The sequence below is a fragment of the Arcicella aurantiaca genome (assembly GCF_003148625.1).
GTDB classification, from domain to species: Bacteria; Bacteroidota; Bacteroidia; order Cytophagales; family Spirosomataceae; genus Arcicella; species Arcicella aurantiaca.
Genome location: NZ_QGGO01000043.1, coordinates 1 through 17192, shown reverse-complemented (window position 1 = coordinate 17192; position 17192 = coordinate 1). Strand labels below are relative to the sequence as shown.

The window sequence follows — 17192 nt, the reverse complement described above, 5'->3', positions numbered from 1 at the left end:
TTCCATAAACCAACACACAAAATGAAATTTAAAAAACTTAATATCTCCCCTACCCAATCGCTCCAAAATGCTGGATTTGATTGGCTTTTGGGCGACAATACACTGCCTTACGTAACTAACGAAATGGTTGTAGTTACTAAAAAAGAAGCAGAAAATTATTACGAAACTGCCAACGAACTTTACGAAATGTTCATTGAGGCAGCCCAATATGTTATTGATAATGACAAATTTGCAGAATTAGGCATTCCCGAAGAATTGGTAGAATTGGTCAAATTTTCTTGGGAGAATGATAAAAATTGGCACTTGTACGGACGTTTCGATTTATCGGGTGGTTTAGATGGTAAACCTATCAAACTCATTGAATTTAATGCCGACACTGCCACTTGTATTCCAGAAACTGCCACCGTACAATGGGCATCTTTGAAAGCTAATGGATTGGACGAAAGTTCACAATTCAATACACTTTATGAGTCGTTGGTAAGTCAATTTAGAGAACTAAAAAATCAAAATAACGAGTTTGAGCCTACACTTTTAATTTCGACGATGGAAGGTTATCCAGAAGACGATACCAATATGCAACTCTTGGGTGAAGCCGCCGAAGAAGCAGGTTTTGAGGTAAGTTTTGAACACATCGAAAACGTAGAATTTTCGGTAGAACAAGGGATTTACAAGCAAAATATTGAAGACGGTAGTTTTACAAGATATGATTTTTGGTTTAAACTCGTGCCTTGGGAATACATCGGTTGGGACGAACCCGAATTGGCGGATATTCTGACGCAAATTGTGCAAAGCAAAAAAGCCGTTGTGATGAATCCTACTTATACTTTATTGTTTCAATCAAAGGGAATTTTGAAGGTTTTGTGGGAACTATACCCGAACCACTCTCTTTTGTTAGAAACTGATAATAAGCCAATAGTCAATAAATCTTGCGTACAAAAAGTTTTATTTGGGCGAGAAGGTGCAAATGTAAAAATCCTTTCTGAATCTGGCATTTCATTAGAAAACACCGAAGGAGAATATCACGAACAGAACGTTATTTATCAAGAATTTACCGAATTTCTACAAGACGAAACAGGAAAATACTACCAAGCGGGCGTATTTTTTGCAGGTGAAGGAGCAGGATTAGGTTTTAGATGTGGCGGAAAAATTATTGATAACAAAGCACAATTTTGTGGTCATATCATTGCGTAGAGACGTTGCCTGCAACGTCTTGGGGTAAAACAAGATACAACATTAGATTTTCACATCAGTAAAATCTAATGTTGCAGGTAACATAAAGACGTTGCAGGCAACGTCTCTACCTTAAAAATGCCGACACACACCACAAAATAGGGGCTTGTCCGTGATTATCGCCTGTTTTTCTTTTACGGTCATAATAATACTGACGGTCATTCTTTTTGTTAGTACCTTCACAAACATCTGTGATTTCACCGTTGGCGTTAATGTATTTTATAAGAGCCAACCACCCTTTTCTTGCCGCAGGGCCAAAAGTTTTAGCATCAAGCCAGCCATTTTTCACCCCTGTTATCATTGCAAAAGTAAACATTCCTGTTCCTGAAGTTTCAGCCCAAGATTGTGGGTCATCAACCAATTGTTTCCACATTCCATCTTCCGCCTGATATTGCAACAAACTATTCATCATCACTTTATAACCCGTCATAATTCGGTTATAATCAGGATTATTTTTTGGCAAAACTCTCAACAATTCGCTCATACCTGCTGCCATCCAGCCATTGCCTCTTCCCCAAAAAAATGGAACGTCAGGGGCATGATAAAACAATCCGTTCGGGCGTTGAATTTTATCCAAATAATAAACCATTTCTTTGGCTGCTCTATTTAGATATTTCAAGTCTTTGGTAGCTCTAAATGCCTGCGTCTGAATCATCGTAATCATATACATATCATCAATCCAAACACGAGTTTGCCACGACAAACCTTGTTCATAATACTTTTGCGACTGCGGATTTCCGTTCGTACTAAAAGGCGACACCCACTGAGCATCAGCAAAGAATAATCCTAAATCTCGTTCTTGTTTTCTGTTTGGTACTTGCATAGATATTTCAAGCGGAATTGTTCCAAAAACGCTATGGTCAACATGGTTTGGTGTGTTAATCATGCTGGTTTCTTCGGTTTTCAGTTTATCAAAACGCTTTACTAAACTATCTCTCAAAGCCGTATTTTTCGTTAATTGGGCAAAAGTAAGAGAACCATACCATGCACAAACTTCTGGATAAGCGATGTACTTAAAGTCATTCGAGCCACCACCATGTCCATGTGGCGAAGCTACAAAATGGTCGGAAATTATTTTTCCAATTTCTTCGGGAGAAGTTCCTTTTCCCCAATTTTTAAAGAATAAATCTTTCGACTGTGTATAGCCAAAATGCGAAATTAAGATGAATAATCCCGTGAAAAGTTTAGTTATTTTCATTACGTTGTATTTTAAGAGTATTATGTCTTATTAAAGCATCAATGAACACTTTTATAATCTAATTTTCTCTGAAATAAACGAAATTCTAACAATAGCACTCCTACAATATTTCAACCAAGTTTACCTTAAAAGTAATGTTTTCATCTAATTAATACAATTACATATAAGTATATACGTGACCTAATTTGTATTTAAAAAAAACAACGCTTTTGGGTAAATATTCAGTCAAAATAAACCGCAAACGAAGGCTAAAAACATCGTCTGTGGTCAAGAATCAAAACTACCTAAACGTATTTCTATATTCTCCCGGAGTTGTTTGTTCATGTTTTTTAAATTGCCTTATCAAATAAGCGGCATTACTAAAACCTGTATCATGTGCAATTCTATCCAATGATAAATTACTTTGTTCAAGCATTTTTTTAGATAATTTTATTCTTTCAGATAAAATATATTCTAAAGGCGTTATACCAAAAGTATTTTTGAAACATTTAAAAAAATTAGACTTGCTCATACAAGCTTTATCTGCCAAAATATCTACTGTTATATTTCCAGTAAGATGCTCTTGAATATACTTTACAATAGAAGTTAAACGATTTTCTTCTCCAAGAATTTTATTAGATTCTAACAAAAAGATACGTGCATTTGATTGTAATAATCTAAGAATCAAATCTTTTAGTGCCAGCTCCGCAAACATTTCTTTTGAAGGATGTTCCTCTGTAAATATCTGAACTAAACCTCTGATTAAATTTTGAACTTTCTCATTATAATTTAGATGAATTGGAATATTATTGTTATCCCAACAATATTTTTTTCCAAGAATAGTATTTTGGCTAAAAGAGCGAACAGTCTCTAATAATTTGTCGGGGTCAATAGAAAAAGTTAGACACTGAGTAGGGTTTTCAATGCTTGCGTCTGGAAAATCGAAAGTTAATTTTTGAGAACTCGGAATAATTAGTGTTTCCCCCGGTACAAATTCATACGATTCATGGGTGTTTTTCCAAATCACTTTTTTTCCCGAAACCATACTCAATATACTGGGTTTATCATACTGATAGGTAACATTTTTGGCAATTTTTGTAGTATCAAAGATATTTAATTGAGCATATTCCGTAGTAAAAGAGATACGCCTTTCTACATACTCTTCTATATTTTTCTCTTGAGCGTGTGGTAAAATAATTCGTTCCATAATTATGTGTTAGCAGTATTTAGAAATCATAGTTTTCTGCACGGTTTTAATATCCAACTCACATTAAAAGCATTTACAAAGCATTGTAAACACCCAAAAAAATAGACACAATAGAAGCCTAAGCCCATGTTAAAAAAAATATTTTTTTGAGGTAGCAAGAAAATATGGCATTAAAATCTATTTGAAAATCATAAACAAAATGTTCCTTTTACAAAGAAATTGCTTTCATTAAATTTGGACAAAAGATAGATTTAATGTGTTATAATGATATTAACGTATAACTTAAATGATACTATTAGACAATTAGATGATAAAAATGTGACGCTAACTTTGTGAAGTAATAAAGATAGGTGTACGCCAATCGAATTTAAACCTAAATCGGTAGAATTTTATCAAAAATTGCAATTTATAAGTGAATATCGATGTTATAATTGCAAAAGTAGCAATATTTTACCATAATCAATGAAAAAACAAAGAGACTTTTAAATTTTCAGCTCAAAGTTTGCAAAATATCTCTTTTCAGTTATTCAAATGATTATCAACACATTAGATATTTTTAATTTCTTTCAAAAGTAAATAGCCTTTCAATAATTTGAAGGCTTTAGAAAATATTAAACCTATTTAATTAACCTTATAAGGTCTTATTATCAAATGAAAAGTTTGAAAATAATAACAATTGTGGCGGCAATTGTTACTTATCATTCATCTTTTTATTAGATAATTAAGACCTTTTTTCATTTATTTTTTTTCCCTCCGCAAGTTTTTTTCACAAGACTCATCTAATAAGCTATTAAGTTTCTTCGTTAATTTCCCAATACTTAAACTCTCTTAACATTTGATAAAAATTATACGTAAAATAATCTTTGAACAAGCTCACTCCACGCAAATTTTTATCTATTATGAAAAACCACCACAGATTATCCTCAGCTCTATTTTTTGTTTTAGGCACTGTCATATTTTATGCTTGTCAAAAAAACGAAACAACTGAAACCCTGACTCCTTCAGTTGATTCTTTAAGTCAATCTCGCTTGGCGGCTTTTGCCAATAGTCCTGCCGATAATCCAACGAGTACCGCTAAGGTTGCACTTGGAAAAATGCTATTTTATGACCCCATTTTATCGGGCAAAAAAGACGTTGCCTGTGCCACTTGTCACCACCCAAGTACGGGATATTCCGATGGTTTAGACCTTTCAATCGGTGTAAATGCCACAGGATTTGGAACAACTCGCCATTTTCTTTCGCCAAATACCATTGCTTTTGTAAAGCGAAATGCTCAGACAATTCTTAATTCGGGTTTCAATGGCATGAATGCCTCAGGCGTTTATAACCCGTCAACGGCTCCGATGTTTTGGGATAACCGCACGCAAAGTCTTGAAAATCAATCCTTAGGTCCAATCGTTACGCTTGAAGAAATGCGTGGCACAACTTACTCTGAAGCTGTTGCTTTAGACAGTGTGGTGGCACGACTAAGAAATATTACTGAATACAGAACACTTTTCCAAGCAGCTTTTGGCAACGTAACACAAGCCATAACGGCGATTAATTTGGGAAAAGCAATTGCTTCATTTGAAAGAACTTTAATTACCAATAATTCACCTTACGACCGTTTTCAGCGTGGCGACAGAACCGCCCTTACACCTCAACAAGTGCAAGGAATGCAATCATTCAGAGATGCTGGTTGTGCTACTTGTCATTCGGGAGATATGTTTTCTGACTACCAATTGCACGTACTTTCTGTACCTGATAATCTAAAAAATACCGCAAGTGACGCAGGTGCAAATAATACTTATGCTTTCCGTACTGCCAGTTTGCGAAATTTGCAATTTACTGCTCCATTTATGCACAGTGGCGTTTTTCAAGATTTGAATCAAGTTGTTGGATTTTATGGACGTATTGCGGGCGGAAATTCTCAAAACCCAAATGTCAATATTCGTCAAGTTGACCCGCTTATCCGTCAGGTACGTATTGCAGGAAGACAACAAGAAATCATTGCTTTTATTAATGCTCTTTCTGATAATAGTTTCGATAAAACTGTTCCAACTCGTGTGCCAAGCAATTTGAATCCAGGAGGAAATATTAAGTAAAAGAATTACGGAAATATGCAATTGTAAAAATAGCTATTTCCTTAACTTCCCGAAAGTTAAAAACTTTCGGGAAGTTCGTAATTCGTCATCAAAATTAAGTTGGAAAAGCACTAATTGGAAAATACCTCAAAATGTGATTAATTCGTATTTCGCAAAAACATTATCACAAACCAATCCTCAAAATGCCCATCATAAAATCTACCTATCAACCCTCACATATTTGGAAAAATCAACACGTTTCAACTATTTATCCAAGTGTTTTTCGTAAAGTAAATGGCATAAATTACACACGTGAAAGAATCGAATTATCAGACGGAGATTTCTTAGATTTAGATTGGTCAAAGTCAACTGAAAACAACTCAAAACTTGCCATTCTTACGCATGGATTTCTCGGAAACTCCACTCGTCCCTATTTATTAGGTGGTGTAAAAGCCTTTAATTTAGCCAATTATGACGCATTGTCTTGGAATCATCGAGGATTAGGCGGTGAAAATAATCGCTTAGAAAGAATCACCATTCATGGAAGTTCCAACGATTTAGAAGCCGTCATCAATCATGCTTTAAATCTGAAAAAATATACCGAAATCGTATTAGTTGGGTACAGTAAAGGCGGGAATATTTCGCTAAAATATGCAGGCGAAAAAGGCAGAAATATTCCAACGGAAATCAAGAAAATCGTTGCTATTTCTTCTCCAACCGATATGCAAGGAAGCGTAGATGCAATGGGCAAAAACGGATTTTATGCCGAACGTTTCAAGAGTAAATTATTGAAATTTCTTCAAAATCGTGCGGAACTAATTGATGCCGAAATGCTTAAAGAATTTCCAAAATTCAAATATCTCGACGATTTTACAGACTATTATATCGCACCGCTTCACGGTTTTAAAGATGCCAAAGATTATTACAATAGCTGTGCTGCCATGCACGTAGTGGACAAAATTCGTGTCCCGACTTTACTGCTAAATGCCCAAAACGACCCTGTTTTATCTGACAGTTGTGTGATGTTGGATATTGCCCAAAAGTCTGATTTTATCTTTGCAGAATTCCCAAATTACGGTGGACATTGTGGATTTTATCAGCCTAACCCTAATGAACTTTATTGGGGAGACAATCGAATGATTGACTTTACAACAAACCGTTAATCAATTGATTATCAAATAAATAAACTTCTCAAAAATCACTTCTTAAATAAATTTTGAAAAACTTTTTTGGTTTATTCATAAATTAATTTAAAATTTGCGTAATCAATTACGTAATTACTTACACAAATATTTCAAAACAATCTTTTCTATTTTATGGATTTATTATTGGAGTTGGGAACATTAGCTTTTGCCAGCCGACTGAAACGCCTAAGCGATTTAGGAATGCAAAGCACTTTGGATGTTTACAGATTTTATAATGTAGATTTTGAGCCAAGATTTTTCCCGCTTTACTATTATTTATCTCAAAAAGGTGAAGCCAGCATTATGGAATTGGCTGAAAACTTGAATGTTTCGCATCCCGCCATTATTCAGATTGCGAAAGATTTAGAAAAAAAAGGCTTCATCATTTCAAAAAAATCAGCGGAAGATGCCCGTAAAAGAAATTTAAAACTCTCAAAAAAAGGGAAGACTTTATTGCCAACCTTACAAAAAATTTGGTCTGAAATCAGAGCAATGAACGATGAAATTATCGAGACGAGAGAACATAATATCATGATTGCCATTAAAGAAATTGAAGACGTTTGGGCAGAAAAAAATTACTTAGAACGCTTCAAAGAATTTCATAAAATAAGCGAATAGTGATTGGCGATAAGCGAAAATTATACGAGCAACCATTTTCAACAAACTACTTTTTACAACTCATGAATTTAAAAATATATCAAATAGACGCATTTTCAGATACTGTTTTTGGAGGAAACCCAGCCGCAGTTGTTCCACTAAAAGAATGGCTTTCAGATGAATTAATGCAAAAAATTGCCGCAGAAAATAACCTTGCCGAAACAGCTTTTTATATTCCAGAAGGCGATAAATTTCATATTCGTTGGTTTACGCCTGCCGTGGAAGTTGATTTGTGCGGTCATGCCACGTTGGCAACTGCTTACACGCTTTTTCAGTACGAAAAATATCCCAAAAACTTAATAGAATTTAATTCTCGAAGTGGCATTTTGACGGTTGAGCAACAAGATGATTTGTTAGAATTGGACTTTCCTGTTGATAATTTGCAAGTTGCAGAAACTCCTCAAGCATTCATTGATGGTTTAGGAATTCCCCCAAAGGAAACCTTCAAAGGCATCAGCGATTATTTACTAATTATGGAAAATGAAGCTCAAGTAAAAGGCTTAAAACCAGATTTTCGTAAAATTGGTGAAGTCGCTTGTCGTGGCATTATCGTAACGGCAAAAGGTGATGAAGTTGATTTCGTTTCAAGATTTTTTGGTCCACAAGCAGGTATCGACGAAGACCCCGTGACAGGTTCTGCTCATACAACTTTAACGGCGTATTGGGCAAAAGCTTTGCAAAAAAACACATTATCCGCCCGCCAAATATCGCCACGTAGAGGAAATTTAGCCTGTAAATTAGTGGGCGACAGAGTAAAAATTGCAGGCAAAGCAGCCCCATATCTCATTGGAGAAATATTTGTGTAGTACGGACAGCCTTTGTGTAGTACGGACAGCCTTGTCCGTAAGTAAATTATAAACATGAAAAATATTTTGAAATAACCATTGCGAACAACAACACAAATTACTAAAAGTATCGTATTCGCTTTTCGCTTAAAATTATGATTACAATACAACCATTTGAAAATCAAGACACTGAACAAATAGTAAACTTGATTTTGAACATTCAACAAAATGAATTTCAAGTACCCATTACGATAAATGAGCAACAAGATTTATTAGATATTCCAAATTTCTATCAACAGAAAAAAGGGAATTTTTGGGTTGCCAAACACGAAAATACAGTCGTTGGTACAATCGCTTTAATTGATTGCGGTGAAAATATTGGAGCAATCAGAAAAATGTTTGTCAAAAAAGAATTTAGAGGAAAAGAACACGGAATCGCTCAGAAATTATTAGATATTTTAGTTGAATCAGCCCAAGCAAATCAAATAACAAATGTTTATCTTGGTACACTCGAAAGACTGCAAGCCGCTATCAGATTTTATGAAAGAAATGGTTTTACGCTCATTGAAAAACAAAATTTGCCAAGTGTATTTCCAATTATGGCGGTAGATACGCACTTTTTTGAGAAAGAAATAATTTAGGATAAAGTAGGATAGGCTTCCAGCCTGTATCTATTATAATTTTGACAGGTTACAAACCTGTCCTACAAATCATGGAACAATCAATACAAATCATTGAATATCAAACCATTTACAAAGAAGATTTCAAAAAAATTAACGTTGAATGGATTGAAAAATTCTTTAAAATTGAACCACACGATTTAGAGCAATTAGACGCTCCAGAAGAAATTATCAATAACGGTGGGCAAATATTTTTGGCAAAATTAGGCGATGAAATTGTAGGAACTTCCGCCCTAATTCATGACGGAGACGATATTTATGAACTTGCCAAAATGGGCGTAACTCCCAAAGCCCAAGGATTAGGCTTAGGTAAAAAGTTATGTATTTTCTCTATTGAAGAAGCTAAAAAAAGGAATGCCAAAAGTTTATATTTGCTCTCAAACCGTAAACTAATCCCAGCTATTACCATGTATTCCAATCTTGGTTTTGTTGAAGTGCCAATCGGAGCAACTTTGTATGAACGCACAGACATTAAAATGGACTATCCCTTGCAATAAATCTGTGATTGAGAATATGAAAAACGAAATCCTATTCGCTAAATCCTAATTCCTATTGAAACCATGCTTATAAAAACCATAACCGAAGACCACGAAATAAACGCTTATTACAATTTGCTCACGAAAGCGATTACAGAAGAAGCTCAATTTTTTAGAGTTACTCCTACCGATATAGAAGGAGAAGTTTTCCCATCACAAGATACTTTTGAGAGTTTTACACTCGGAGCATTTTCAGAAAATGGGGAGTTATTAGGGACGGTTGGCTTCAAAAGAGATTCATTTATTAAGCTCAAACACAGAGGCTTAGTATTTAGAATGTATGTTTCTGAAAAAGCAAAAGGTTTAGGACTTGGCAGAAAATTATTACAAGCGTTAATCGAAAGAGCTAAACAAGGCGAAGGATTACGACAAATTTACTTAACACTCATCGCAACCAATCAGAGAGCAAAAAACCTGTATCTTTCAGAAGGTTTTGAACTCTTTAGTTTAGAAAAAGAAGCGATTAAAATGGCAGAAAATGAATACGTTGATGAAGCTTCGATGGTGAAGTATTTATTTGCCACAAAGACACCAAGTCTCTAAGATTAGAAAATTAAAAACTTCCGTAAAAAACTTTGTGCCTTTATGACTTCGAAGTAAAACACCAAAACTTAGAGCCTTTGTGCCTTCGTGGCAAAATATCATGACAACTGACGACCTCATACAAAAAATTGCATCTTTACAAGATTCCGCTAATCGAAAATATTTCCCAAAAGGTATTTTCGAATCATATCGGAGTAATGATTTTTGGCATTATCATCGTCCTGATACCAATGTCTTTTTTACGGCAATTACCGTTTTTACACTTAATAATATCAAAGGTAAATTATCTCCAAAATCTCAATTATTAGTAGAAGACATTACCAAAAAAGCACAAAACGCCTATCCACTTTTCAGAAATAAAGATGGTTTAAATACTTATAATTTCTTCCAAACCAATCCATCGCAACATTTTCCGCATGGTAATATTTTGCATCGTTTCAATTACTTCAAAATCCCTGATGACATTGATGATACCGCCATGATTTACTTGACTACCCAACAACCACAAGAAGAAGCTAATTGGCTAAAAAACAAACTTATACAACACTCAAATCTTTACAAAAAACAAATAAAAAACACTTTTTCAGAATATAAAAATCTAAAAGCATACTCAACTTGGTTTGGCAAAAATATGTACATCGAATTTGATGTTTGTGCCATGTCAAATATGCTTTATTGCTTGCTTGCTTACGATTTAGAATTAGACGAACACGGACAAGATTCCGTAAAATACATTCAACAAACAATTCTGTCAAATCAATATCTTGAACAACCTTTTCGAGTTGCTCATCAGTACGCTCGCACGCCACTAATTATGTACCATGTCATGCGACTAATGAATAAATTTCATATTCCAGATTTAGAAATTTGTCGTAAAAAATTAGAGCAAGACATTTTGTATTATTTACAGAAAAAGAATTTGCCATTAATGGATAAAATCGTTTTAGAAATCTGTTTAAAAAATAAAAATGTCGTTGAGTATTTGAACCTCAACGACATTAATACAAATTATCCTTTCTTCATTGCGGGTTTTCTGACCGCTTACGAAAATCCTTTGCTTTACAAAATTGCTTCTTCGTCACTTTTTCATATTCAATGGACTTGCGAAGCTCACAGTTTGGCACTTATTGCAGAATGGTTGGTGCTTACTTCAAAAAAATAGTTCTTGTATCTTTTCCTAATAAACTCAGGTTACAACTATCGCCCAAAACCACATTTTTTGACTGTATTTGAGAATGATTAATGGTTAATGAAGAGAATTTCGTTAAGCCCAAATTCAGTTGTTTTACGTTACTTTTTTCAATATCCACAAGCAAATTTTCTTTCCCTTTTACGTCAATTTTATCCAACTGGCATTTATAAAATCTCAAAATTCCATTTTTTGGAAAAGTAGCTACAAAACTTCCTGACACAAAACTGCTGTCAATGTTAATAGTCTTGCCGTTATTGTCTCCATAAGTCATTACCTCTCTATTATTATCTAAATCACTATTATCAATGAACTTCGTGATTGGTAAATTAGGTGAAATTATCGTTACAAAACCAATTTTCCTTACGTCTAAATTCAGCGTATCATTTTTATAATTTAAGATTAACGAATCCGCTAAACTTCTATCAATTTCAATCTCAAATTTACTCCCGTACTTAAAAGTAACTTCTCGGTTATAAGTAAGATTAAGATATTGAACTGATTTAAGAGGCACTCTTATTTCTGCTGCAATTGGGTGTTTCACCGCATTTTGGTACGCTCCACGCAAAACAAATGCGTATGAAACAACGCTCAAAATGAGGCCTATTCCAAGAGCGATTAATAATTTATTAGATGTTTTCATATTTTTTCTGTTAAATATTGTCCGAAAATTTTGAGTAATACTAATTTAAAAAAGATATTGCGTATCTGAGTCTCAACGGAAGTCGTCCTTTTGAAGGCTACGGTTTATACACAAGTATTTGAATATCGATTTAGAGCCATAGGCTCGGTTAAATTTTGTAGCGGTGGGTTTTAACCCACCGAAAATGATGCGAAAAGCCATTTTAGAGCCATAGGCTCGACCCATTTTAAATGCCCCGTTCCTACGGAACTCAAAAAATGGTCATTTTCTTTTTCGGTGGGTTAAAACCCACCGCTACAAAATCGGTCAAGCCTACGGCTTTTTTATTCTATAAATTTGTGTATAAACCGTAGCTTTCAAAACGAAGACTTCCGTAAAATACGCACCGAATATTTAAAACTGGCATAAAGTAGATATTTCTGTTTAGGTTTTAAGGCTTAGTAGTGGATAATTTGATTATACCACCTCTCCAATCAAAATCCTAATACCTAAAACCCAACCCCTAATTATCTATCTTTAAACTCTTCAAATCTTTTACGAAGTTCCTCAAAATCAATTCCTAACAATTGAATATTTTTAAAGAATAAAGGCAAATCATTTTGCAAAAATTCATCCTTTCTAAAAGCCGTAACTTTTTCAACGGCTTCGTCTGATACAAAATATCCCATACCTCTTTTAGTAAAAATAATGTCCTTTTGTTGGAGAAATTCAACGGTTCTTGCCACCGTATTGGGATTCACTTCTAATTGAACTGCCAATTCTCGAACCGACGGAATCTTATCCCCCACCGCCCATTCTTTCAGCAGAATACGCTCGCAAATAAACTCGGCTATTTGGAGGTATATGGCTTTATTATCTCGAAATTCCATCGTTATACCTGTTTTTCTTTAAGTTTTAAAAAAGCAATCAGTAGTAAAATGGGTGTAAAAACAAATTTCATCGCCATTCTTATAAGCATTTCTAAGAAATCTCTGGTCGGTTTCACTTGTAGATAAAATCCATGTTTACTGCTTTCTGGCATTCTGTCAAATTCTCCTATCAATAAGCCCATCACAAAATTTGAGCATAAAATAAGGGTCAAAATTACTGCAAAACCAATAAATGCCGTTTTGATATATGACCATCTGATAAACATAATAGAACCAACCATTGTAAATGTTTGTGTAATAAACCAGCTACCTATCAGTGCATAGACGAAATCATCCGTTTTTTCAAACATTTGCTTATACCATAATTCATTCTCCTGCCAAGATTTATCATTAACAATATGATTTTTTAAAACCAAACTTGCATGAACAGAATTTGCCAAATGCACAAAAAAGTAGTCTGTGACAAAAAATATAATAAAAATCAAAATTGGGAAAGCGAAGAAAGAATACACACAGACACTCAATAGTTTTTCAAGATGCGAGGCAGGTATCAATAAAAAATTTGTAGAAGCATTTTTATCTGCAAAATCCTTCAATAAATAATTAGTAAAAAAAGAACCCGCAATATATAGTCCTCCAACTAAAAACATAGGGCGGGTTACATCAGAAATCTGTCCAATCTCCCAATTGGTGCTTAATGAATAAAAAATTACGCCCAGTCCAAACAAGGCAAAACTTGCCATCAAAAAAAGTTTTTTATTCTCTACCCATTGTCTTTTTACGAGTAAAGAAAACCGTGTATAGTTAAATGAATTGTTCATATTTTTCGGGTAGCACAGACTTTAGTCTATGTTACATTTTAGTCAAAAAGTTGTTTTATCTTAGTTGGATTCGCCAAAGTTGCATTAAAAAGTAATTCTAAATCTGTCTTAGAAACCTCTTTATCCGTATTTTCCGTGACAATAGAAAAACCTCTCAACGAATGCTCAGAATACAAAACTTGTTCGTGATTCGTTACCGTCGTGACGTTTTTGAAGCACAATTTCTCAGCAATTTCCTCTGTATTTGCATGAAGCAACACTTCTGAATTATCCAAAATAATAATTGGGTCAATCAACGAATCCAAATCTCGCACTTGATGCGTAGAAATCACAATAATGCGTTCGTCAGTTGCCACAGAAGCAATTATTTTTCTAAATTGGCTTTTTGAAGGAATATCCAAACCGTTTGTTGGTTCATCCATCAATAAGACTTTTGTATTCGTAGAAAGTGCGAAACCGATTAAGGCTTTTTTCTTTTGCCCCAACGACAACTCCGTAAACTTCTCATTTTCAGACAATTGAAACTCTTCTAAATAGTCTTTAAACTGTTCTCTGGAAAAATTTGGATAAAACGGAGCATAAGTATTTACATACTCGCTAATTTTTACAGGAGGCGTGTGAAACTCTTCTGGAAGAAAAAACATCTCTTGCAAAAACGATGGTAAACGCTCTTGTGGGCTAAAATTATCCACCGTACACGTTCCCTCTGTCGGAAAAAGCAAGCCCGCTATTCTTCGTAAAAGACTTGATTTTCCTGCTCCATTTTTGCCCAACAGACCATAAACATTACCGTCTGTCAGTGTTAGGTTTAGATTTCGGAAAACGGTTTTTTGTTTCCCATAATCAAAAGAAAGATTTTTGATTTGTATCATAGTTATTATTTTCAGTGTAATAGATAATTAGTACACTATAAATATAGATAACATATTTTCGATAATGCAAGTCAATTTGAAAATATTTTTAAATCCGCATAAATAAAAAAGGTCAGCAAAATTTACTGACCTTAGTTCGTGTATCACTTTACAAAATATTTATCCCTTCTCTAACATCTTCTTGATGCTTCCATAATTCTTGAAAAATTGGGCTATTAGTTCTTAATTCTGCGAAAGTGCCTTCATCTACCACCATTCCTTTATCCAAAATATAAACATAATCGAAATATCGCAACAAATGCAAACGATGTAAAGTTGAAACAACTGCTTTATCTGAAAATATCTCGAAGAGGTTTTCATAAATCATAGCTTCGGTTTTAGGGTCAACGCTACTCGTTGGTTCGTCCAAAAGCACAACATTACTCTCACGAGCCGCCAAAATTCCCCTTGCTAAAGCTAATCTTTGCTTTTGCCCTCCCGATAAATTCACCCCTTTCTCTTGAATTTTAGAGGCTAATCCATTAGGTAACTGCTTAATAACTTCTGAAAATTGAGCAGAGTTTGTCACGACTAAAATTTCTGCTTCATCAAAAGGCAAGCCTAAAGTAATATTATACTCAATGCTATTTTCAAAAATTTCTGGTTCTTGAGGAAAAAGAGTAACCGTTTTATTCAACAAAATTAAATCCTCATAATTTTTGCCATCAATCAACATTTCCAAACCGTTTTCGGGTTCATAAAGCCCTCTTAAAATGGCAAGTAAAGTACTTTTGCCACTTCCACTTTCACCAATAAAAGCAATTTTCTTACCTCTTTCAATATTAATTGCGACATCATGTAAACCCTGCGGAGCATGAGAACTATCATAGATTTCTCGGTGGGAAAAGCTCAGATTATTTATTTGAATTTTCTGCCAATTTTTAGCAATTTCAAAATCACTTTCAGCACGATGGCTTTCTGCATAAGCATCTGCAATACTTTTTGCCGTCTGAACATCAGTATTATACCTTACAATTTCGGTATATTGCCAAGCCACATCATGAAAGACACTCGTAAATTGATTGACATAACCCAATAAAGTGACCAATCCACCCACATAAAAAACGGTATTAGCTTGCCAATTTTGATATATATAACCAAAGGCAATAATTGCATAGGTTAACGCTACTAATACATCTGCAACAAACCATTTCCATTCATTGATAATTACATTTTTTCGAAATGGAGGAAGCACTTCATTAACCTTGGATAACAATCCAATCTCCATACTTTTTTCCAATCTCAGCGTAATTACCGTAACAATGTTCGATAAACTATCAAAAAGCGTCGAAGAAATAACGTGTTCTTTCTCATTAACTTCCTCTAAAGTCTTCACAAATGGCTTATCAAATTTAAAAATCACCCAAACAGTAAGAACGCCCATCACAACTCCAACAAATCCAAAAATGGGTGAATAATAAAACATCGCTATAAACGAAAATGCGAATTTAGATAACGCATGAACGTACATAAAACCATTCTGGAAGAAATATTTAAGAGCTTCATAAGCCTTTCTAATTCTGTTAATTGTTGCCCCACTATGATGATCTTGATGCCATTTAACTGGCAGATGCAGTGCCTGATGATACGCTTCTTGCAAATAATTTCTACTTAAATTAAATGCTAATTGTCTTTCCATAACACGAGCTGGACCATGAAAAGTCCACTCAAATACCTTTAACCCAACATAAAGTAGAGCATAGATTAATGCGTGACAAAGAGCATTTTTACTATCCTTTTGAATATCATTGATAAATTGACCAAAAATGATAGGATACATTGCAAATATCACATTGGCAATGCCAAATAAAGCATAAACTAAAATAAATCGTTTACGCTCCTTTCGAGCATACTTCCAAGCAATTCTTAATAGTGAAATATAAGGATTCTGCATAAATTTGTTTAAAACAGTAATATTTAACAAAGTAACAAAGAATAAATACATGAACCGCAAAATTGTACATCTTGCCTTAGTTGTCAATGACTACGACGAAGCAATAAAATTTTACATAGAAAAATTAGATTTTATTTTGATAGAAGATTCCACTTTGAGTGCAACCAAAAGATGGGTAGTAATTAGTCCTCAAAAAAACTCTTCTTGCACAATATTATTAGCTAAAGCTGTAAATGAAGAACAAAAAAGTAGGATTGGGAATCAAACAGGAGGTAGAGTCTTTTTATTCTTAGAAACAGACAATTTTCAGAGAGATTATGAAAGATTCAGAGAAAATGGAATCAATTTTATCAGAGAGCCTTCTAAAGAATCTTATGGCATAGTTGCAGTCTTTGAAGATTTATATGGCAATTTGTGGGATTTAATTCAATATAATAATTGAACTCAAAATTCTGGATAAATAAAAAAGTCTCCCAATAATTAAATTAGGAGACTTGATTTCTAATAGTATTTGGGGTTTATTTACTTTCCCGCATGTGATTGCAGTATCATCAACGGCAGTAGGCTTAACTTCTCTGTTCGAGATGGGAAGAGGTGAACACTACTCCTATCAACCCCATAAGTTCTTTGAGCTTAAGCTCTATATCTTATGGATGTTCATGTAATATTGTGAAAGATTTTGAAGAGCAAGAGCTATACTTGACTATCAGACAGTATAATTTAATAAGCTATTGGGTAATTAGTATTGCTCGACTTTGGTATCTCTACCTTTACATCTGCAACCTATCAAGGTCGTCATCTAC

At 34.2% G+C, this 17192-nt stretch carries 18 protein-coding genes and 1 rRNA gene; 11 read left to right on the top strand and 8 right to left on the bottom strand.

Annotated features, from left to right (window positions below; genetic code table 11):
- Window positions 1-21 precede the first annotated feature (21 nt).
- Window positions 22-1191, top strand: coding sequence for a glutathionylspermidine synthase family protein (locus LV89_RS23375; RefSeq protein ID WP_109745349.1), 1170 nt, complete (start codon window positions 22-24; stop codon window positions 1189-1191).
- 106 nt (window positions 1192-1297) lie between these two features.
- Here the strand turns inward: LV89_RS23375 and LV89_RS23370 are convergent, their stop codons facing one another.
- Both LV89_RS23370 and LV89_RS23365 read right to left on the bottom strand, forming a co-directional pair.
- On the bottom strand, window positions 1298-2428 hold the full coding sequence (locus tag LV89_RS23370; RefSeq protein WP_109745348.1) for a glycoside hydrolase family 88/105 protein: 1131 nt from the start codon (window positions 2426-2428) through the stop codon (window positions 1298-1300).
- A gap of 280 nt (window positions 2429-2708) precedes the next feature.
- On the bottom strand, window positions 2709-3614 hold the full coding sequence (locus tag LV89_RS23365; protein ID WP_109745347.1) for an AraC family transcriptional regulator: 906 nt from the start codon (window positions 3612-3614) through the stop codon (window positions 2709-2711).
- A gap of 899 nt (window positions 3615-4513) precedes the next feature.
- On the opposite strand from LV89_RS23365, the gene LV89_RS23360 reads away from it, so the two are divergent.
- From LV89_RS23360 to LV89_RS23325, 8 genes are all read left to right on the top strand, one after another.
- A complete protein-coding gene (locus LV89_RS23360) occupies window positions 4514-5698 on the top strand; it encodes a cytochrome-c peroxidase (protein WP_109745346.1) in 1185 nt (394 codons plus the stop codon).
- A 182-nt stretch (window positions 5699-5880) separates the two neighbouring features.
- Window positions 5881-6840 carry a YheT family hydrolase gene (locus LV89_RS23355; RefSeq protein WP_109745345.1) on the top strand — a complete coding sequence of 320 codons (960 nt, stop codon included), beginning with the start codon at window positions 5881-5883 and terminating at the stop codon, window positions 6838-6840.
- A gap of 153 nt (window positions 6841-6993) precedes the next feature.
- A complete protein-coding gene (locus LV89_RS23350; protein WP_109745344.1) occupies window positions 6994-7479 on the top strand; it encodes a MarR family winged helix-turn-helix transcriptional regulator in 486 nt (161 codons plus the stop codon).
- 62 nt (window positions 7480-7541) lie between these two features.
- Complete coding sequence (locus LV89_RS23345; protein ID WP_109745343.1) at window positions 7542-8324, top strand: PhzF family protein; 783 nt, start codon at window positions 7542-7544, stop codon at window positions 8322-8324.
- Between the two features lie 134 nt (window positions 8325-8458).
- On the top strand, window positions 8459-8944 hold the full coding sequence (locus tag LV89_RS23340) for a GNAT family N-acetyltransferase (protein ID WP_109745342.1): 486 nt from the start codon (window positions 8459-8461) through the stop codon (window positions 8942-8944).
- A 71-nt stretch (window positions 8945-9015) separates the two neighbouring features.
- The gene (locus tag LV89_RS23335; RefSeq protein WP_109745341.1) at window positions 9016-9480 is read left to right on the top strand and encodes a GNAT family N-acetyltransferase; all 465 of its coding nucleotides are present in this window, start codon (window positions 9016-9018) and stop codon (window positions 9478-9480) included.
- 63 nt (window positions 9481-9543) lie between these two features.
- A complete protein-coding gene (locus LV89_RS23330) occupies window positions 9544-10062 on the top strand; it encodes a GNAT family N-acetyltransferase (protein ID WP_109745340.1) in 519 nt (172 codons plus the stop codon).
- Between the two features lie 100 nt (window positions 10063-10162).
- Window positions 10163-11224, top strand: coding sequence for a hypothetical protein (locus LV89_RS23325; protein ID WP_109745339.1), 1062 nt, complete (start codon window positions 10163-10165; stop codon window positions 11222-11224).
- Here LV89_RS23325 and LV89_RS23320 read toward each other — a convergent pair.
- Window positions 11208-11894: a hypothetical protein gene (locus LV89_RS23320; protein ID WP_109745338.1), complete on the bottom strand. Its 687-nt coding sequence runs from the start codon at window positions 11892-11894 to the stop codon at window positions 11208-11210. The two genes, LV89_RS23325 and LV89_RS23320, sit on opposite strands and share 17 nt — an antisense overlap.
- Window positions 11895-12124: 230 nt before the next feature.
- Between LV89_RS23320 and LV89_RS25885 the strand changes: the two genes are divergently transcribed.
- A complete protein-coding gene (locus LV89_RS25885) occupies window positions 12125-12247 on the top strand; it encodes a hypothetical protein (RefSeq protein ID WP_262509883.1) in 123 nt (40 codons plus the stop codon).
- A gap of 153 nt (window positions 12248-12400) precedes the next feature.
- Here the strand turns inward: LV89_RS25885 and LV89_RS23315 are convergent, their stop codons facing one another.
- The 4 genes from LV89_RS23315 to LV89_RS23300 all read right to left on the bottom strand — a co-directional run bounded on the left by LV89_RS23315 (window position 12401) and on the right by LV89_RS23300 (window position 16389).
- Window positions 12401-12763, bottom strand: coding sequence for a GntR family transcriptional regulator (locus LV89_RS23315; RefSeq protein ID WP_109745337.1), 363 nt, complete (start codon window positions 12761-12763; stop codon window positions 12401-12403).
- Window positions 12764-12765: 2 nt separating this feature from the next.
- Entirely contained in the window at window positions 12766-13584 is an 819-nt protein-coding gene (locus tag LV89_RS23310) for a hypothetical protein (RefSeq protein ID WP_109745336.1), read from the bottom strand.
- A gap of 38 nt (window positions 13585-13622) precedes the next feature.
- Window positions 13623-14456 carry an ABC transporter ATP-binding protein gene (locus tag LV89_RS23305; protein ID WP_109745335.1) on the bottom strand — a complete coding sequence of 278 codons (834 nt, stop codon included), beginning with the start codon at window positions 14454-14456 and terminating at the stop codon, window positions 13623-13625.
- A 148-nt stretch (window positions 14457-14604) separates the two neighbouring features.
- Complete coding sequence (locus tag LV89_RS23300; protein WP_109745368.1) at window positions 14605-16389, bottom strand: ABC transporter ATP-binding protein; 1785 nt, start codon at window positions 16387-16389, stop codon at window positions 14605-14607.
- Between the two features lie 49 nt (window positions 16390-16438).
- Between LV89_RS23300 and LV89_RS23295 the strand changes: the two genes are divergently transcribed.
- Window positions 16439-16831, top strand: coding sequence for a VOC family protein (locus LV89_RS23295; protein WP_109745334.1), 393 nt, complete (start codon window positions 16439-16441; stop codon window positions 16829-16831).
- Window positions 16832-16898: 67 nt separating this feature from the next.
- On the opposite strand, the gene rrf is transcribed toward LV89_RS23295, so the two are convergent.
- Window positions 16899-17010: ribosomal RNA gene (gene rrf / locus LV89_RS23290) — 5S ribosomal RNA — on the bottom strand.
- Window positions 17011-17192 lie beyond the last annotated feature (182 nt).

Excerpts from the sequence above, each read along its gene's own strand:
- LV89_RS23370 (WP_109745348.1), bottom strand. The coding sequence starts at position 2,428 with ATGAAAATAACTAAACTTTTCACGGGATTATTCATCTTAATTTCGCAT.
- LV89_RS23375 (WP_109745349.1), top strand. The coding sequence starts at position 22 with ATGAAATTTAAAAAACTTAATATCTCCCCTACCCAATCGCTCCAAAAT.
- LV89_RS23330 (WP_109745340.1), top strand. The coding sequence starts at position 9,544 with ATGCTTATAAAAACCATAACCGAAGACCACGAAATAAACGCTTATTAC.
- LV89_RS23320 (WP_109745338.1), bottom strand. The coding sequence starts at position 11,894 with ATGAAAACATCTAATAAATTATTAATCGCTCTTGGAATAGGCCTCATT.
- LV89_RS23360 (WP_109745346.1), top strand. The coding sequence starts at position 4,514 with ATGAAAAACCACCACAGATTATCCTCAGCTCTATTTTTTGTTTTAGGC.
- LV89_RS23295 (WP_109745334.1), top strand. The coding sequence starts at position 16,439 with ATGAACCGCAAAATTGTACATCTTGCCTTAGTTGTCAATGACTACGAC.
- LV89_RS23335 (WP_109745341.1), top strand. The coding sequence starts at position 9,016 with ATGGAACAATCAATACAAATCATTGAATATCAAACCATTTACAAAGAA.
- LV89_RS23340 (WP_109745342.1), top strand. The coding sequence starts at position 8,459 with ATGATTACAATACAACCATTTGAAAATCAAGACACTGAACAAATAGTA.
- LV89_RS23310 (WP_109745336.1), bottom strand. The coding sequence starts at position 13,584 with ATGAACAATTCATTTAACTATACACGGTTTTCTTTACTCGTAAAAAGA.
- LV89_RS23355 (WP_109745345.1), top strand. The coding sequence starts at position 5,881 with ATGCCCATCATAAAATCTACCTATCAACCCTCACATATTTGGAAAAAT.
- LV89_RS23350 (WP_109745344.1), top strand. The coding sequence starts at position 6,994 with ATGGATTTATTATTGGAGTTGGGAACATTAGCTTTTGCCAGCCGACTG.
- LV89_RS23325 (WP_109745339.1), top strand. The coding sequence starts at position 10,163 with ATGACAACTGACGACCTCATACAAAAAATTGCATCTTTACAAGATTCC.
- LV89_RS23365 (WP_109745347.1), bottom strand. The coding sequence starts at position 3,614 with ATGGAACGAATTATTTTACCACACGCTCAAGAGAAAAATATAGAAGAG.
- LV89_RS23300 (WP_109745368.1), bottom strand. The coding sequence starts at position 16,389 with ATGCAGAATCCTTATATTTCACTATTAAGAATTGCTTGGAAGTATGCT.
- LV89_RS25885 (WP_262509883.1), top strand. The coding sequence starts at position 12,125 with ATGCCCCGTTCCTACGGAACTCAAAAAATGGTCATTTTCTTTTTCGGT.
- LV89_RS23305 (WP_109745335.1), bottom strand. The coding sequence starts at position 14,456 with ATGATACAAATCAAAAATCTTTCTTTTGATTATGGGAAACAAAAAACC.
- LV89_RS23345 (WP_109745343.1), top strand. The coding sequence starts at position 7,542 with ATGAATTTAAAAATATATCAAATAGACGCATTTTCAGATACTGTTTTT.
- LV89_RS23315 (WP_109745337.1), bottom strand. The coding sequence starts at position 12,763 with ATGGAATTTCGAGATAATAAAGCCATATACCTCCAAATAGCCGAGTTT.